This is a genomic window from Nocardia sp. NPDC057272, assembly GCF_042668615.1.
Taxonomy (GTDB): Bacteria; Actinomycetota; Actinomycetes; order Mycobacteriales; family Mycobacteriaceae; genus Nocardia.
Genome location: NZ_JBHUYK010000043.1, coordinates 1 through 15,954 on the forward strand (window position 1 = coordinate 1; position 15,954 = coordinate 15,954).

A 15,954-nucleotide genomic window follows, 5' to 3' on the forward strand; every position below is an offset into this window, starting at 1 on the left:
CGGTCACCCACCGCGAGGCCGGGGCCGTTGCGTTGTCCGGCCACGTAGCATCGGTGCCGAGGACGGGAGGACCCTCGATGTCGGTGCTGGTACTGGGCGGATATGGAACGGTCGGGGCGCACCTGGTGCGATTGCTGCGAGCCGAGGGGGTGACCGCGCACGCGGCGGGACGAGATCCCGCCAGGGCAGATCGGGTAGTCGACCTGCGCAACATCGCCGGCGTCGACGCGGCCTTGGACGGGGCGACCATCGTCGTGAATTGCGCGGGCGCGGAAGATATTCGCTTGGCACAGGCCTGCGCCGGTCGCGGGATCGTCTTCGTCGACATCTCCGCGACGTCGAACTACGTCCAGGCACTCGAAGACCTCGACGGCCCCGTGGTGCTCGGCGTCGGGTTGGCGCCCGGACTGACCACCCTGCTCGCCGTCGACGCGCTCACGCATCGTCGCGGCCCGGTCGACATCATGATCGGCCTCGGCTCCGGCGAAACCCACGGCCCCGCCGCGACTGCCTGGACCTACCAGCTCCTCGGCAGGCGCTTTCCCGACGCCGACGGCACGAGCGTTCGTAATTTCACCGGACGGCAACGCTTTTCAATGCCCGGGGACGCCGGCTACCGACCGTTTCCCGCCCTGCGCGCCGACTTCGCCGATCAGTACCGCCTCACCCGCGAGTTCGGCGTTCCGGTGCGAACCTATCTCCGCCTCGACTCCCGACTCGCCACTCTCGGTCTGGCCGCTCTCACCTGGGTGCCCGCCCTGCAATCGCTGGCGCCCGCCCACATGCCCGGTAGCAGTGACCGCTGGGTCGCGCTCGCCCGCGCAGCGGACGGGTCGACCACAGCGGCGAGCGGACGTGGACAATCGCTGGCTACAGCTGTGGTCGCCGCCATCACGGTTCGGGCGCTGATTCGCAATCCGGTCTCCGCGCCGACCTGGATCCACCAGCTGCTCGAACTCGACGACATCGGTCACGACCCACTCGCGGCCGAGATCCGGTTCGACCGCTCCTGACAACTCCGACAAAACTGCGCGAGAGGGTATTTCGACGGAGCTTCGCAGACGTGTTCAGAGTGCGTTGATCCGGGCCAGTGCTTCGAAAGCCAGATCGGCGGCCTGCCACAGGGCCGTGATCTCGGTGCGGATGGTCGGTGCGAGAGCGGGGTCTTGCAGGGCGAGGCCGTTGGTGAAGATCACTGTGTTCGCGCCGAGGTCAGCGGCGATGAGCATCTGCTCGGTGGCGACGCCGGCGCCGAACAGCTGGTCCAATCCCTCACCGACGAAATAGAACCGCCACAGCGGGCCGAGGTCGGCGCCGTAGGCCGCCTTGGTGCGGTCGATGATCACGTCGCCGACGGAGGCGATGCCGGCCACGATCTTGAAGTAGTCCGGCGCGTTCTCCGGCCTGCTGCCCACGGCTGCCACCGAGTAGGTCAGGTCGACGGTGAGGTGTGCGTTGTAGCCGGCCATGGCGGTACGGGCGCGCGACGCCCCGCAGTCGCGGGCGAGTGCGAAATAGTGTGCCCACTGTGGTTCCGCGATGCCACCGGTGAATTCGGCATGCAGATTGTCGAGAAATCGGCGCAGCAGTTCCGAGCTGATGGCGTGCGCGTACTCGCGGTTCGCGAACGCGGCCGGGTCGCGCTGCATCGGCATCACCGCGGCGTATTCGACGCCGTCGAGCCCGATCGCGAACAGTCCGCGTAGGTCGCGATGCTCGACGAGGATCTCGGTGATCCGATGATGGCGGCCCACCGCGTCCTCGAGCCGGCCCAGGCTGTCGGCGCCGGAGATCGCCGACGTGTCCGACAACCGCGCGATCTCGTCGATGTCGGTCTGGGACAGGGTGGACCCGCAGGCCGTGTCCCAGACCGCGCCCGCGGCCGGGCCCGCGGGCAGAATCAGTGCCGCGACGGTGACACAGGCGGCTATTGCACTCGATACGCGCACGCGCCGATTCCACCATCTCTCGGCGCGATTCGCGCATCGACGCGCACATCGACCCACCCGATGGGCGTGTCGGCCCACCGCGCCGCGAGGGGCCCATAGCCTGGACCGATGCCGGAGACGATTGCGATTTCAGGGGCCAGCGGACAAATCGGCGGCCGCGTTGCCCGTCTGCTCGCCCCCTCGGGCGCCCGCCTGCGACTGCTGGGACGCCACGTCGAGCACATCGCGCCGATCGACGGCGCCACCACGGCCACCATCGACTTCGGCGATCCGACCACCGTGGCGGCCGCGCTCGACGGCGTGCAGACCTTCTTCTTCGTCTCGGCCACCGAGAGCGCCGACCGCGCGGCTCAGCAGACGGCGGTGGTGAACGCCGCGAAAGACGTGGGCGTGCAACGGATCGTGTATCTGTCGTTCGTGGGGGCCGCGCCCGATGCCACGTTCACGTTCGGCCGTGACCACTGGTACACCGAACAGGCCATCCGCGCCTCCGGCCTCGCGTTCACCTTCCTGCGCGACAACCAGTACCAGGACATCATCCCGCATTTCGCCGACGCCGACGGGGTGATCGAAGGTCCGGCCGGAGACGGCGAAGTCGCCGCGGTCACCCGCGCCGATGTGGCGGATTGCGCCGCGGTGGTGCTCGGTTCGGACGCGCACAACGGCACGACCTTCGACCTCACCGGGCCGCGAGCCTTCAGCTTGACCACCGCCACCGCCGATATGACCGAAGTCCTCGCCCGACCGTTCCGCTACGTCGAGCAGACCGTCGACGAGGCTTACGCCTCCCGCGCGAAGTACAACGCGCCGAAATGGGAAGTCGACGGCTGGGTCAGCACCTACACCGCGATCGCCCAGGGCGACCTCGCGCAGGTCACCGACGCGGTCCCGCACCTGACGGGCCACCCGGCCATCGACTTCCGCGATTTCCTCGCGACACTGCCGAAGAACTCCTGAACTCTGGGGAGTCGCGCCGACCGGCTCACCCGGTCGTCTCCTCGGTAGCGGGCGTTGTCGCCGGCAGCAGCGAGTACGCCAGGCAGACGAGCGCGAAGAACAAGTAACCGAGTGCCACACCGGGCGCGGCGGCCCATTCGACCGCGTGCGCGTGAATCAGTCCGATCCAGCTCAATCCGGCGCCGATGATCGCCGCCACTCCCGCCGCACGGAAACGTTTGTCGAGGATGAACGTGACAATCGCACCGAGCACGAGACCGGCCAGTACCGCACCGGACCCGAACACTTTCAGCCCGTCATAGACCACGCCCGCTTGACCGAGCGCGTCCGAGCCGACCTTCGCCGCCGATGTTCCCGCCGCGGACAGCGCGTTGTCGATCTGGGTGACGGCCCACTCCGCCAGGTTGGGCAGCAGCGCGGCCACGACCGCCACCGCGTGGATCCGCGGCACCGCCTGGAATGCTTGCGCGCCGATCAGCAGGCCGATGTAGAGCAGGATCGGAACGATCGCCGGGATGGGCAGCAGCGTGGCGAGGATGCCGAAAAGGCCCAGCAGGCACATGATGCCGATGGTCAGGCCACTGGCGAGGGAATAACCCGTGCGCCCGCCCGCGTCCTTCCAACCCGGGTGACCGATGTAGACGGCGGGTGGGAAGGGCGAGCCGAAGCCCGCGCCGATCACCGCACCGAAACCGTCGGCCAGCAGCACGCTGCGCAGGTTGTAGTTGTCGCCCGCGGCGGCGGCGCTTTCCACGTTGCTCATGGCTTCGGTGAAGTTGTAGATGCCCAGCGGGATGGCGGTGGCCAGCAGCGGAGCGAGGTTGCCGAGGCCGTCGAAGAGCAGGTCGAGGCGCAGGTCGGGCAGCCCGAGCGCGATGTCGTGCGCGGCCTGGGCGACATCGGGTGCCGACATGTACCCGCCGATCCAGCCGATCGCCGTGCCGACCAGCAGCGCGACCAGCCCGACCGGGATGTTGCCCGGCAGTTTGATGTCGGTGAAGAAGCCGATCAGGATGATGGCCAGCACCGGCAGTCCGATCCAGGCCACCTCCCACATCTGCGCGGCGGGGCGCATGGCGATGAAGGTGATCGAGATGCCGGCCAGGGTGCCGAGCATCGCGGCGCGCGGGGTGACCTTGCGGATGTAGGGGCCGACGAAGGCGCCGATCATCACGATCACGCCGATCATGAACGCCCAGGCCAGCCCGGCTGCCCACGCCTGCAAGGGATCTCCGGTGGCCAGGTAGATCGGCAGCATCACCACGAACACGACGATGAACATGTGCGGAACGCTCGGCCCGTAGGGCAGTGCGGTGACATCGGCGCGTCCTTCGCGGCGGGCCAGGCGCCTCGCCAGCACCATGTAGTACAAGTTGCCCAGCACGAGCGCGACGCCGAGGGCGGGCAGCACCGTGCCGAGCACATCGGCACTCGGAATCTTCACCACCGCGATGGTGAGTGTGGTCAGGGTGAGGACGTTGACCAGGATGTTGAACGCCAGCCCGAAGAAGGCGTTGGTATCTCCCCTGGTCCACCACGGAAGTGCCGGTGGCGCAGGTTGTTCCGGTGTGACTGTTGTTTTCGAGGTGTCGACGGACATGGTGGATCCTGTTCGCTAGGCCGTGACAGTGGTGGTGGTGCCGAGTGCGGCGATGACATCCGCGGAGCCGGCGACCCAGCCGAAGATCGCGCCCTGAGCCGCGATCATCGCCAGTCCGACGCGCTGGAATTCCGGGAAATAGGAGCCGACGCAGTCCGCCACCACGAGGCATTCGTAGCCGCGGTCGTTGGCCTCGCGGACAGTGGTGTGGACGCAGACCTCGGTGGTGACGCCGGCAACGAGCAGGGTGGTGATCGAATGCTGTTGCAGCACAGCGGCCAGTTCGGTCGCGTAGAACGCGCCCTTGCCCGGCTTGTCGATGACAGTCTCGCCGTCGAGCGGCGCCAGTTCGTCGATGATGTCGTGGCCGTACTCACCCCGGATCAGGATGCGCCCGAATCGCCCCGGATCACCGATGCGCTGCGAGGGGTTGCCGCGCCGAAGTTTCGACGGTGGGCAATCGGACAGGTCCGGCAGGTGGCCCTCTCGGGTGTGGATCACCGTGATGCCCGCAGCCCTGGCCGAGGCGAGCACACCGGTGAGAGGTTCGATGACGGTGCGCAACAGCGCCACGTCGTTGCCGAGGCTTTCGCCGAAGCCACCGGGGAGCAGGAAGTCTCGCTGCATGTCGATGATGACGAGCGCGGTCGTGGTGGGATCGAAGGTGAACGGGCTCGGGGTGGCGGGGATTTCGGTCATCGTCGCTCCTGCAGGGATACCGGGCCGAGGTGGTGGGGCAGTGCGGTGGTGCGCGGTTCGTCCAGCAGCCGTGCGGCGGCGGCGAGAACGAGGTCGTCGGCGAGTGCCGGGCCGAACACCATGAGCGAGACCGGCCTGCCGTCGCGGGTGGTGCCGCCGGGAACCGCGATCGCGGTCAGGTCGAGGAGATTGCCGAAATGGGTGTAGTGGCCGAGCACGGTGTTGGTCGCGATGGGGTCGGCCAGCACCTCGGGGACCGTGAAGGTGGTGCCGATGGTCGGCACCACCACCGCGTCGACCTCGTCCCATATCCGGGCGACCTCAGCGCGCAGTTCCTGCAAACGTTGCTGTGCGCGGAACACGTCCACGGCGCTGAATTGCCGTCCACTGTCCAGGATTTCCCGGATCACGGGCAGGATCGAGGCGGGCCGGTCGGTCAGGAACTCGTCGAATTCGACCAGACGTTCCGCGACCCACGGACCTTGGTAGAGCAGCGCGCCCGCGGCGAGGAAGGGTGCGAGTGTCGTGTCGACGCAGCTGAACCCCATACCCGGCAACCTGTCTCGCGTACCGAGGTGTGCCGCGCGCATGGCGTCGTCGCCGAAGAACTCGAGCTCCTGCGATGCCGGTAGGCCGAGCCGGATCGGGCCACCGGGGAATCGTCCTCCTCTGGCGCGGGTCCACGGATCCTCGTGATCGAGCGCCATGATCACCTCGGCGACCAGGTCCAGGTCCTCGACAGTGGTCGCCATGAGGGTGAGGCAGTCCAACGACTTACACGCGGGCACCAGCCCGACGGTGCTGATCAGGCCGCGCGACGGCTTCCAGCCGACGATGCCGTTGAGTGCGGCGGGTACGCGGCCCGAACCCGCCGTATCGGTGGCCACACAGAACGGCACCTGGCCGAGGGCGACCGCGAGCGCCGATCCAGAACTGGAACCGCCGGAGATCAGATCGCCGCCGAAGACGCTGCGCGGCACCGGGTACGGAGTTCGGGTGCCGTTGAGGCCGGTCGCGAACTGGTCGAGATTGGTCTTGCCGACGAACAGCGCGCCCGCGTCGAGCAGGCGCTGCACGGCGGGTGCGGTGCGCGTGGCGAGGTAGGCATAGTCGGGGCAGGCCAGCGTTGTCGGATAGCCGGCGACGTCGATACTGTCCTTCACCCCGAAGGGAACGCCGTACAGCGGCAGCGTCCGTGCGCCGGGCATGCGTTCGATAGCGGCTGCGGCAGCGAGCAATTCGTCACGGGGTACCGGGGTGATCCAGGTGCCGTCGTCGCCGCGCGCGGCGATCGCGTCGGCCACTCGCGCCGCGGTTCTGGTCGGGGAGCCGTTGCCGCCCTGGTGCTGGGCGAGGATCTCGGTGACCGTAGAGCCTGTCATGTTGTCGATTGTCGACAGAAAGTGTGACGGCGGGAGGATCGGTCTGTATCGGATGTGTTAGCAGATACCGAGTTTCAGGTATGTTTGCTCACCGTGCTGACGGAGCGCGGTCTCCGCCCGCAGCGGGTCGTTGGTCTCCAGCGCGGCGAGCAGTTCCTGATGTCGGCGCACACCTTCGCGACGTGCGCCCACCTCGGTTTCCTCACGGAGATTGCGTGCCATCGCGAGCTGTAGCTTCACCAGGATCTGCTCGTACACGAGGTCCAGTTGCCGATTGCCCGCCAGCGCGACGATTTCGGCGTGAAAGCGGCGGTGGGCGTCGTCGCGGGCGACCCAGTCCTTGCGCCGGTCCGCCGCGGTCAGTTCCGCGAGCGCCGCGCGCACCCGCCCCAACCGCAGGTCCGTACTCGGGAGGGCGACGGTCACCGCGTGCTGTTCCAGCGCCCGCCGCACCTCGAACAACTCGACGATGTCGCGCGCCGACCACACCACCACCCGATACCCACGCCGCGGCAGATGCTCGACGAGACCCTGCTCGGCCAGGCGCCGCAGCGCCTCCCGCACCGGTGCCCGGCTGATCCCGAGCCGCGCGCACAGGGCTTCCTCGCCTACCCGCTCCCCCGGCGCCAACGCGCCGCTGAGAACCTGCGCGCGCACGTGCTCAGCGGTCATCTCCACCAGACTCGCCGGGAGATCGGTCGAATTCGATGCGGCTGCCGTCATGAGTCGAGTCTACGAACAGCGAACCGGGTGGCGCCGACGCCGCTTAGACCAGGCGCAGGCTGTCGATCATCTTCTTGGCCTGATCGGCGGTGAGTTCGCCGGTGGTGCCGCGGTCGACGAGGATGGTCAGGACGAGGGTTGTATTGGCGGCGTTGCGAAAGCCGAAGGTGTAGACGGAGTAGGCATTCGCGGTGCAGCCCGGGATCTGCGGGGTCCACGGCCCCGAGGTCTCGACGAATTGGCCGCTGATTCCGCTCTGGGTCTTCAACGACGTCGGCGCGCTGATCTTTCCGCCGGTCGGGTCCGAATATCCCCCTGCCGCGGCTATTTTCGCGACACTCTTCGCGGCGGCCGCCACCTCGGTCTCGGTGGTCGAGGTCACCGCGGCCATCGCGCGATACACCGAGCCGGGGCAGTAGTCGGCTCCCTCGGTCGCCTGGCCGCGACCGTCGATCGCGCCCGTCGCGTTGGAGAACGACATGGTGTCGCTCTCGGAGTGGACCGTCCACGCCGAGGGCACGTCGTAGGCGACGCGATAGGAGGCGATGAGCACGCCCTTCGAGCCGGGCGCGAGCGGTGCGGTACTGGTGCCCGACAGTGGTCCTGATTTCGTCGTGGTGGTGGACGTGCTCGCCGAGGTGGTGGACTCGTCCGAGGAGCTGGCAGCGAACCCGACGGCGACGGCGACCCCGATCACCAGCACGACGACCACCGCGATCGCCGCGATGATCGCGCCCGAACCGCCACTGCGCCGCGGTGGAGGCGAATACTGCTGTGGTGCATAGCCGTACGGCTGCTGGCCGTACGCCGGCTGCTGGGCGAACTGACCCGGTCCGAATTGGGACCCGTACGGCTGCTGACCGATCCCGGGCTGAGACGCGTAAGACTGTCCGCCACCGGACTGCGCCGCATACGGGTTGTGACCCGCTCCGGGTTGCTGCCCATACGCCTGCTGACCGCTCCCCGGCTGGGCCGCATACGGATCGTGGCCCGCCCCCGGTTGCGGCCCGTAGGCCTGCTGCCCGGTCCACGGTTGTCCGACCACTGTCGGCGGCGCGAATGGGTGCTGCCCGGTGCCCGGCTGTCCAGCTCCGGGCTGCTGCCACTGCTGCCCGGTTCCGGGTTGCGGCCCGTACGGCTGCTCACCGGTCCCCGGTGGTGCGAATTGCTGCCCGAACACGGTGGGCGGCGCGATCGGATGCTGCCCGCTCCCAGGGTGATTCGCTCCCGGCTGCGGGTCGGCAGCGGATTGCCGGCTGTCTTGCGGTCGGGGGGCCGACTGCTCGGCCGGGTTGCCGGGCGAGCGCAGGATGGTGGGGTCGGCGGGGGGTTGTGCGGCGGGGTCAGGGGTGGGGCCTGACATTCCGGGCGCCTCCCACCACCGATCACTGTCGTTTGCCACGGCCCGTCCTTCCTCGCCATCTGCCTCCACGACCGTCGAGCGGGTCGCGTTCGGTCAGATCCCCTCTCAGAGTAATGGCGAACCATCGTCGCCGAGAACTCGAAATGGTGCGTTCGCGGGTAGCCCGGGTGTCACTGGAAACCGAACGCGGGGTCAGTCCCCGAGACCGCCGGAGGTGATTCGGTCGGCGGCGTTCACCGTCGCCGCGCCGAGCTCGCTCAAGGCAATGGCCGACAGCCGACTGTCGGGGCAGCTCACGACCGCGGCGACGACCGCACCGGTGCGATCGCGGATCGGGGCGGACAGCGTGACGACGGCGTTCTCGGGGCCGAGTTCGTCGGGCAGGTAGTCGATGGTGATCAGTTCGGTGATGACGGAACCGAGTTGGGCGCGCAGGGCGGCCGTGATCGGTGAATCACGCAGGCCAGCCAGCACTTCCAGCATCGGTGTCGAATCGTCGACCAGCCGTTCGACCGAGTAGCCACGGGTGCGGATCTCGGCGAGCACGCGCGCAAGGCGGTCGCGGTGGGCCGGGTCGGCGGTGGCCAGCCAGGCCTGCTGGACGGGTTCGGGCGCCCAGGCGATGAATTCGCGGCAGACGGGGGGCGCGAGCGGCAGGCGCCTGCCCGGACGGATCCAGCCGGCCGAGGGATGCCCGACGACCTCGGTGACCACGATGCTGTCCCCGGCACGCTCGGCGAGGAACACCGGTACACCCACCTTCTCGGACAGGTCTCGCAGGTGCGGCACCGCGGTGCGACGCAGCGGAAACGCCGCTTCGGCACGCCGGGCGACGGTCAGCAGCCGCAGCCCGATGCCGTAGCAGCCGTCGTCGTCGCGCACGGTCCAGCCATCGGCGGTGAGCTGGGTGAGTACGGCATGCGCGGTGGCGCGCGACAGCCCCGCTTCGCGCACGATCCGAGCCAGCGACAAACGGTCGGTGGCATGTCGTGACAGCAGCTCGAGCACTTTCACCACGCGCTGTGTCGGCGGCGACGCGGCGCCCGGAATCTCGGCATCACCCATCGAATCAGGGTTCACCTCTTGACCGGCGCGCTCGGCCCGGCTTATCGTCGGTGTCACAATACCGAACAATAGCGTCGAATATTCGACATCGCAACCCGTCGGGGAAAGTTCCCCGGCGAACCGCACGAACGAAGTGGGTGAACAGTGCAGGCGGGGTACGAGTTATCGCATCTGGCGGCCTTGGAGGCCGAGTCGGTGCACATCTTCCGGGAGGTCGCGGCCACACTCGCGCGACCGGCCCTGCTCTTTTCCGGCGGCAAGGATTCCGCCGTGCTGCTGCACCTGGCGCGACGCGCGTTCTGGCCCGCGCCGCTGCCGTTTCCGCTGCTGCACGTGGACACCGGCCACAACTTCGACGAGGTGATCGAGTTCCGCGACCGCACCGCCGAACGCACCGGTGCGCGCCTCGAGATCGCCCGGGTCCAGGACGACATCGACACGGGTCGCGCGGTGGAACGCCCCGGCGGCACCCGCAACCCCCTGCAGACCACCACCTTGCTGCGCGCGATCGGTGAGCACCGATTCGACGCGGCATTCGGCGGCGCACGCCGTGACGAGGAGAAGGCGCGCGCCAAGGAGCGAGTGTTCAGCTTCCGCAACAGCTTCGGCGAATGGGACCCGCGAGCACAGCGGCCCGAGGTGTGGAACCTCTACAACGGCCGCCATCAGCCCGGCGAGCACATCCGGGTATTCCCGCTGTCGAACTGGACCGAGCTCGATATCTGGGAGTACATCGACCGCGAGGCCGTCGAGCTGCCGTCGCTGTACTACGCGCACCGGCGTCAGGTCGTCGAACGCGACGGAATGCTGTTGTCGGCCGGCCGATTCATCACGCCGAAGGCCGGTGAGCGCACGTTCGAAGCGACCGTCCGATTCCGCACGGTCGGCGACGCCACCTGCACCGGGTGCGTCGAGAGCAGCGCCGACACCGCGGCGAAGGTGATCGCCGAGACCGCCGCCACCCGACTCACCGAACGCGGGGCCACCCGTGCCGACGACCGGATCTCCGAGACCGGCATGGAAGACCGCAAGCGAGAGGGCTATTTCTGATGCGCCGCAACCTGTTACGACTGGCGACCGCGGGCAGCGTCGACGACGGTAAGTCCACCCTCATCGGCCGGCTGCTCTACGACTCCAAGTCCCTGTTCGACGATCAACTCGCCGCCATCGAACGAGTCAGCACCGAACGCGGCGGGGCGGCGGCGGATCTGGCGCTGGTCACCGATGGACTGCGCGCCGAACGCGAGCAGGGCATCACCATCGACGTCGCCTACCGCTACGTGACGACACCACGCCGTAAGTTCGTCATCGCCGATACCCCCGGGCACGTGCAGTACACCCGCAACATGGTGACCGGCGCGTCCACCGCGGACCTCGCGCTGATCCTGGTCGACGCCCGCACCGGCGTTTCCGAACAGACCCGCAGGCACGCGTTCCTCGCGACGCTGCTCGGCGTGCCGCACCTGGTGGTGTGCGTGAACAAGATGGACCTGGTCGACTGGTCGCAGGAGCGATTCGAGGAGATCCGCACCGAGTTCGCCGCGTTCGCCGCCAAGTTGACGGTGGGCGATCTGAGCTTCGTGCCGGTGTCGGCGCTGCTCGGCGACAACGTGGTCGACGGCTCGGAGCACATGGACTGGTATCCGGGACCGCCGTTGCTGCGCCACCTCGAGGACGTGCACATCGCCTCGGACCGCAACCTCATCGATGCCCGGCTGCCGATCCAGTACGTCATCCGGGCGCAGGAAGGACTCGACCACCGCAGTTACGCGGGCACCATCGCGGGCGGCATCTTCAAGCCCGGCGACGAAGTGGTGGTGCTGCCCGGCGGGCGATCCTCCCACGTCAAGGAGATCTGGGGCCCGGGCGGCACGAAGGTCGACGAGGCGTTCACCGGCATGGCGGTCTCGCTGACTCTGGACGACGACATCGATGTCGGGCGCGGGGACCTGCTCGCCCGGCCGGGTAACCGTCCACACATCGGCACCGACCTGGACGCGATGGTGTGCTGGTTCTCCGAGAGTGCTCAGTTGCGCGAGGGTGCCCAGTACTTGGTGCGCACCGCGGCGCAGACCTCGTCCGCCGAGGTCACGGCCATCGACTACCGCCTCGACGTGAACACGCTGCACCGGGTCGAGGACGTCACCACCTTGTCGCTCAACGACATCGCGCGCATCCGGTTGCGCAGCCGTCGCCCGCTGCTGTCGGACCCGTATCGGGAGAATCGGCGCACGGGCAGCTTCATCCTGATCGATCCGGTGACCGATCAAACGGTCGCCGCGGGAATGGTGACCGGCCGGGAATCCGGGATCGATTCCGCGAACGTCGGCAGCGAACGCGCGGCCCCGGCCGTGGTCTGGCATCGATCGGCGGTCAGTCGCGCCGAGCGCGGGCATGCGGGCGCGACGGTGTGGTTGACCGGCCTGTCCGGGTCGGGCAAGTCCACCCTGGCGGTCGAGCTCGAGCGACTGCTGGTCGCGGCAGGCCGTCCCGCCTACCTGCTCGACGGTGACAATCTGCGGCACGGTCTCAACGCCGGTCTCGGCTTCTCCCCCGCCGACCGGGACGAGAACGTCCGCCGGGTCGCCGAAGTGGCCGCGCTGTTCGCCGATTCGGGTGCGGTGGCGATCGTGTCGGTGATCAGCCCGTTCGCCGCGCAGCGCACCGCCGCGCGGACCGTCCACGCCGACCGCGAACTGCCGTTCCACGAAGTCTTCGTCGACACCCCGCTCGCGGAGTGCGAGCGCCGCGACTCCAAGGGCCTCTACGCGAAGGCCCGTGCGGGAGAACTGCCCGGCTTCACCGGAATCGGCTCCCCCTACGAACGACCCGACCATGCTGACCTGGTCATCACTCCCGAGCTCGGCTCCCCTGCCGAGATCGCCGCCCACATCCTCCGAGAGCTAGGAATCGCAGACCGTTGACCCACTCCAGTACCGCCACCGAATCCGGTAGCAGCGCGCCACCGGAACCGCTCACCGCGCCGTTCCTGGCCGCGGTGGCCCAGGCCGAAACGCTCATCGCCGGAGCGGACTTCGTCCGCAGCGATCAGGACCTCGCCGAGGGCTACGACTATCTCGCCGCCAGCGTCGCCGCCTGCCTGCGCCTTTCGGGCGCCCACGGCACTTCGCATCCCTACTTCGTGTCCTCGACCGGCCCGTACGCCAAAATGGGCCTGGACAACCCGGACACCCTCTACTACCACGCCACCATCGAGCCGACCGCCGAGTACCTGGTGAGCGGGGTGCGCGGCAGTACCGTCGATCTGAGTTTCCAGGTACTCAAAGGTGACTACACCGCGACCGACGTGCCCGGTGGCGCCGATGCCTTCGACGACCGGCGCATTCCGATCGCCGTCGACGGCAGCTTCTCGCTGCGCTTCGGACCGCCGAAGGCCGATGCCGGGCCGGACTACTTCCCACTCGGGGAAGGCGCGTCCATGCTGGCCGTGCGCGAGGTCTACAGCGACTGGACCGAGCGCAAGGGCTCGATCCGGATCGAGCGGGTCGACACCATCGGCACCGCACCGGTCGAACCGGATCTGGCCCGTCTGCGCAAACGGTACGGCGCGGCGGCGAAGATGCTGCTCACCCGCGTGCACACCTGGTTCAACTTCCCGAAGTGGTTCTACCTCGACCTGCCGGTGAACACCCTCACCGCGCCCCGGCTGACACCCGGTGGACTGAGCACCCAGTACTCCTCGGTGGGCCATTTCGATCTGGCCGACGATCAGGCACTGGTGATCACCGTCCCGAAATCCGATGCGCCGTATCAGGGTTTCCAGCTGGGCAGTCTCTGGTACATCTCCCTGGACTACGTCAACCACCAGACCAGCCTCAATCATGCCCAGGCCCAGGTGGATTCGGATGGCCTGATCCGGATGGTGGTGAGCAAGCAGGACCCGGGCATCGCGAACTGGATCGAGACCACCGGCCGCACGCGCGGCATTCTGCAGTTCCGGTGGCAGCGCACCGATCGGCCGATGACCGAGGCCGATGGGCCGACGGTCGAGGTCGTACCGATCGACGCAGTCGCACAACACCTTCCGTATTTCGAACACAACCGGATCGACGCCGCCGGCTGGCGCGACCGGATCTCGGCCCGGCAGCGGGCTTTCGCCGAAAGGATGCTCGGATGAGCGGGGCACTGTTGGACGGCAAGGTCGTCGTCGTTTCCGGGGTCGGACCGGGTCTGGGCCGGTCGATCTGTCTGGAGGCGGCCGCGGCAGGGGCGACGGTCGTGCTCGCGGCGCGCACCGAGTCCCGCCTGCTCGAGGTGGCCGCCGAAATCGAGGCCGCGGGGGGCGCCACGCTGAGCGTGCCCACCGACATCACCGACGAGGCCGCGGTGCGGAATCTCGTGGCGCGCACGGTCGACACCTTCGGCCGGGTCGACGCACTCGTGAACAACGCGTTCTCGGTGCCGTCGATGAAACCTCTGGACCGCACCGATTTCGACCACATCCGATCGAGCCTCGATATGACGGTGCTCGGCGGTCTGCGGATGACGCAGGCGTTCGCGCCCGCTCTCGCCGAGGCCAAAGGCGCTGTGGTGATGATCAATTCGATGGTGGTGCGCCACTCCGAGCCCCGCTACGGCAGCTACAAACTCACCAAGGCCGCGCTGCTGGCCATGTCGCAGACCCTGGCCACCGAACTCGGCGGCAAGGGCGTGCGGGTCAACAGCGTGCTGCCCGGCTACATCTGGACCGATCAGCTGAAGTGGTACTTCGGTCAGGTCGCCGAGAAGTACGGCATCACCGTCGAGCAGGTCTACGAGCAGACCGCGTCGAAATCCGATCTGAAGCGGTTGCCCGAGCCCGACGAGATCGCCCGTGCCGTGGTGTTTCTCGCCTCCGACTGGTCGTCGGCGATCACCGGACAGACCCTCGACGTCAACTGCGGCGAATACCACAACTAGGAGCTTGTAGAAGATGACTGTGCGCACCGATGTCGGCACCGTGGCCGACCTGCACGCCTCAGCCACCAAACTCACCGGTCTCACCGATTTCGGGGCCGACGACTACACCGAGGCGTTGCAGGTTCTGCTCGACTCGTATCGCGACGAGGCCGGGCTCACCGAGCTCGGCTCCAAGATGTCGCGCTTCTTCCTGCGCGGCACGCTGGTCGCCCGCGCGCTGAGCGAAGCGGCGTGGGCGGCGAATCCCGGCTATGTCGAAACACCGGTCACCCGGCCGATTTTCGTCACCGGCCTCCCCCGCACCGGCACCACCGCGCTGCACCGGCTGCTGGCCGCCGATCCGGCCAACCAGGGGCTGGAGATGTGGCTGACCGACTTCCCGCAGCCGCGACCACCGCGCGAGACCTGGGGCGACAATCCCGCCTACCAGCAGATCGACGCGGGCTTGCGGCAGCATCAGGTGCAGAACCCCGAGTTCATGGGCCTGCACTACATGAGCGCCTCCGACGTGGAGGAATGCTGGCAGCTACTGCGCCAGTCGGGCATGTCGCATTCCTACGAATGCCTCGCCTACGTGCCGGGCTACTCGCAATGGCTCGCCGGCCAGGACTGGACCCCCGCCTACGCCCGCCACCGCCGCAACCTGCAGCTGATCGGCATGAACGACACCCGCCGCTGGGTCCTCAAGAACCCCAGCCACCTGTTCTGCCTCGATGCCCTCCTGGCGACCTACCCCGACGCCATCGTCATCCAAACCCACCGCGACCCCGCGACCATCATCCCCTCGGTCTGCAGCCTCAACGAACACGCCACCCGAGGCTGGTCCACGGTCTTCACCGGCGACACGATCGGCCGCACCCAACTCGACCTCTGGGCCCGCGGCCTCGCGGAATTCACCGCCGCCCGCACCCGCCACCCCGAGGCCACCTTCATCGACGTCGACTTCGACGACCTGCGCGCCGATCCCCTCGGCGTCGTCGACCGGATCTACACCCGCACCGGCACCACCCTCACGCCCGAGGCCAGAACAGCCATCACCGCACTCGATCACGAAAGCCGCACGGGCGACCGCAAAGCCACCCACCACTACTCCCTCGCCGACTACGGCCTCACCGAGAACATGGTCGCCGAAAGCTTCGGCAGCTGATCTCGAACGGTCAGGCTATCGACGCTCGCCGGCATCTCCGACCGGAGGCCGGCGAGCGATGCGATGTCGTGCTTGTCAGCGAGGCCGGCATCGACCGACAGCAGGGCAAGCAAAACGCAGTCATCAGCGCGCGACCGGCCGCCACCTCG

Annotated in this window: 14 protein-coding genes; 7 read left to right on the top strand and 7 right to left on the bottom strand. The window is 68.3% G+C overall.

Annotated features, from left to right (window positions below; all coding sequences use genetic code 11):
- Nucleotides 1-1,013 (top strand): NAD-dependent epimerase/dehydratase family protein (locus tag ACFULV_RS33150; protein ID WP_378663715.1); only part of this gene is annotated, 1,013 nt, incomplete at its 5' end.
- A 54-nt stretch (nt 1,014-1,067) separates the two neighbouring features.
- Here ACFULV_RS33150 and ACFULV_RS33155 read toward each other — a convergent pair.
- The gene (locus ACFULV_RS33155) at nt 1,068-1,949 is read right to left on the bottom strand and encodes a DUF5995 family protein (RefSeq protein WP_378663718.1); all 882 of its coding nucleotides are present in this window, start codon (nt 1,947-1,949) and stop codon (nt 1,068-1,070) included.
- Between the two features lie 108 nt (nt 1,950-2,057).
- Between ACFULV_RS33155 and ACFULV_RS33160 the strand changes: the two genes are divergently transcribed.
- Entirely contained in the window at nt 2,058-2,906 is an 849-nt protein-coding gene (locus tag ACFULV_RS33160; RefSeq protein WP_378663721.1) for an SDR family oxidoreductase, read from the top strand.
- Nucleotides 2,907-2,931: 25 nt separating this feature from the next.
- On the opposite strand, the gene ACFULV_RS33165 is transcribed toward ACFULV_RS33160, so the two are convergent.
- From ACFULV_RS33165 to ACFULV_RS33190, 6 genes are all read right to left on the bottom strand, one after another.
- Complete coding sequence (locus ACFULV_RS33165; RefSeq protein ID WP_378663724.1) at nt 2,932-4,506, bottom strand: regulator; 1,575 nt, start codon at nt 4,504-4,506, stop codon at nt 2,932-2,934.
- A gap of 15 nt (nt 4,507-4,521) precedes the next feature.
- The gene (locus ACFULV_RS33170) at nt 4,522-5,205 is read right to left on the bottom strand and encodes a cysteine hydrolase family protein (RefSeq protein ID WP_378663726.1); all 684 of its coding nucleotides are present in this window, start codon (nt 5,203-5,205) and stop codon (nt 4,522-4,524) included.
- Nucleotides 5,202-6,587: an allophanate hydrolase gene (locus tag ACFULV_RS33175; RefSeq protein ID WP_378663728.1), complete on the bottom strand. Its 1,386-nt coding sequence runs from the start codon at nt 6,585-6,587 to the stop codon at nt 5,202-5,204. The genes ACFULV_RS33170 and ACFULV_RS33175 overlap by 4 nt, the downstream gene beginning before the upstream one ends.
- A 57-nt stretch (nt 6,588-6,644) precedes the next feature.
- The gene (locus ACFULV_RS33180) at nt 6,645-7,310 is read right to left on the bottom strand and encodes a GntR family transcriptional regulator (RefSeq protein ID WP_378663731.1); all 666 of its coding nucleotides are present in this window, start codon (nt 7,308-7,310) and stop codon (nt 6,645-6,647) included.
- Nucleotides 7,311-7,353: 43 nt separating this feature from the next.
- A complete protein-coding gene (locus tag ACFULV_RS33185; protein WP_378663734.1) occupies nt 7,354-8,712 on the bottom strand; it encodes a hypothetical protein in 1,359 nt (452 codons plus the stop codon).
- A 153-nt stretch (nt 8,713-8,865) separates the two neighbouring features.
- Nucleotides 8,866-9,795, bottom strand: coding sequence for an IclR family transcriptional regulator (locus tag ACFULV_RS33190; RefSeq protein WP_378663737.1), 930 nt, complete (start codon nt 9,793-9,795; stop codon nt 8,866-8,868).
- 87 nt (nt 9,796-9,882) lie between these two features.
- Between ACFULV_RS33190 and cysD the strand changes: the two genes are divergently transcribed.
- From cysD to ACFULV_RS33215, 5 genes are read left to right on the top strand one after another with little or no spacing between them, the layout of a single operon-like run.
- Complete coding sequence (cysD, locus tag ACFULV_RS33195) at nt 9,883-10,788, top strand: sulfate adenylyltransferase subunit CysD (protein ID WP_378663740.1); 906 nt, start codon at nt 9,883-9,885, stop codon at nt 10,786-10,788.
- The gene (gene cysC, locus ACFULV_RS33200) at nt 10,788-12,662 is read left to right on the top strand and encodes an adenylyl-sulfate kinase (protein WP_378663743.1); all 1,875 of its coding nucleotides are present in this window, start codon (nt 10,788-10,790) and stop codon (nt 12,660-12,662) included. The genes cysD and cysC overlap by 1 nt, the downstream gene beginning before the upstream one ends.
- Complete coding sequence (locus tag ACFULV_RS33205; protein WP_378663745.1) at nt 12,659-13,876, top strand: hypothetical protein; 1,218 nt, start codon at nt 12,659-12,661, stop codon at nt 13,874-13,876. Before cysC ends, ACFULV_RS33205 begins: the two co-directional genes overlap by 4 nt.
- Nucleotides 13,873-14,658: an SDR family oxidoreductase gene (locus ACFULV_RS33210; RefSeq protein ID WP_378629410.1), complete on the top strand. Its 786-nt coding sequence runs from the start codon at nt 13,873-13,875 to the stop codon at nt 14,656-14,658. Before ACFULV_RS33205 ends, ACFULV_RS33210 begins: the two co-directional genes overlap by 4 nt.
- Nucleotides 14,659-14,671: 13 nt before the next feature.
- Nucleotides 14,672-15,805, top strand: a complete 1,134-nt coding sequence (locus ACFULV_RS33215; protein ID WP_378663748.1) for a sulfotransferase family protein — start codon at nt 14,672-14,674, stop codon at nt 15,803-15,805.
- Nucleotides 15,806-15,954 lie beyond the last annotated feature (149 nt).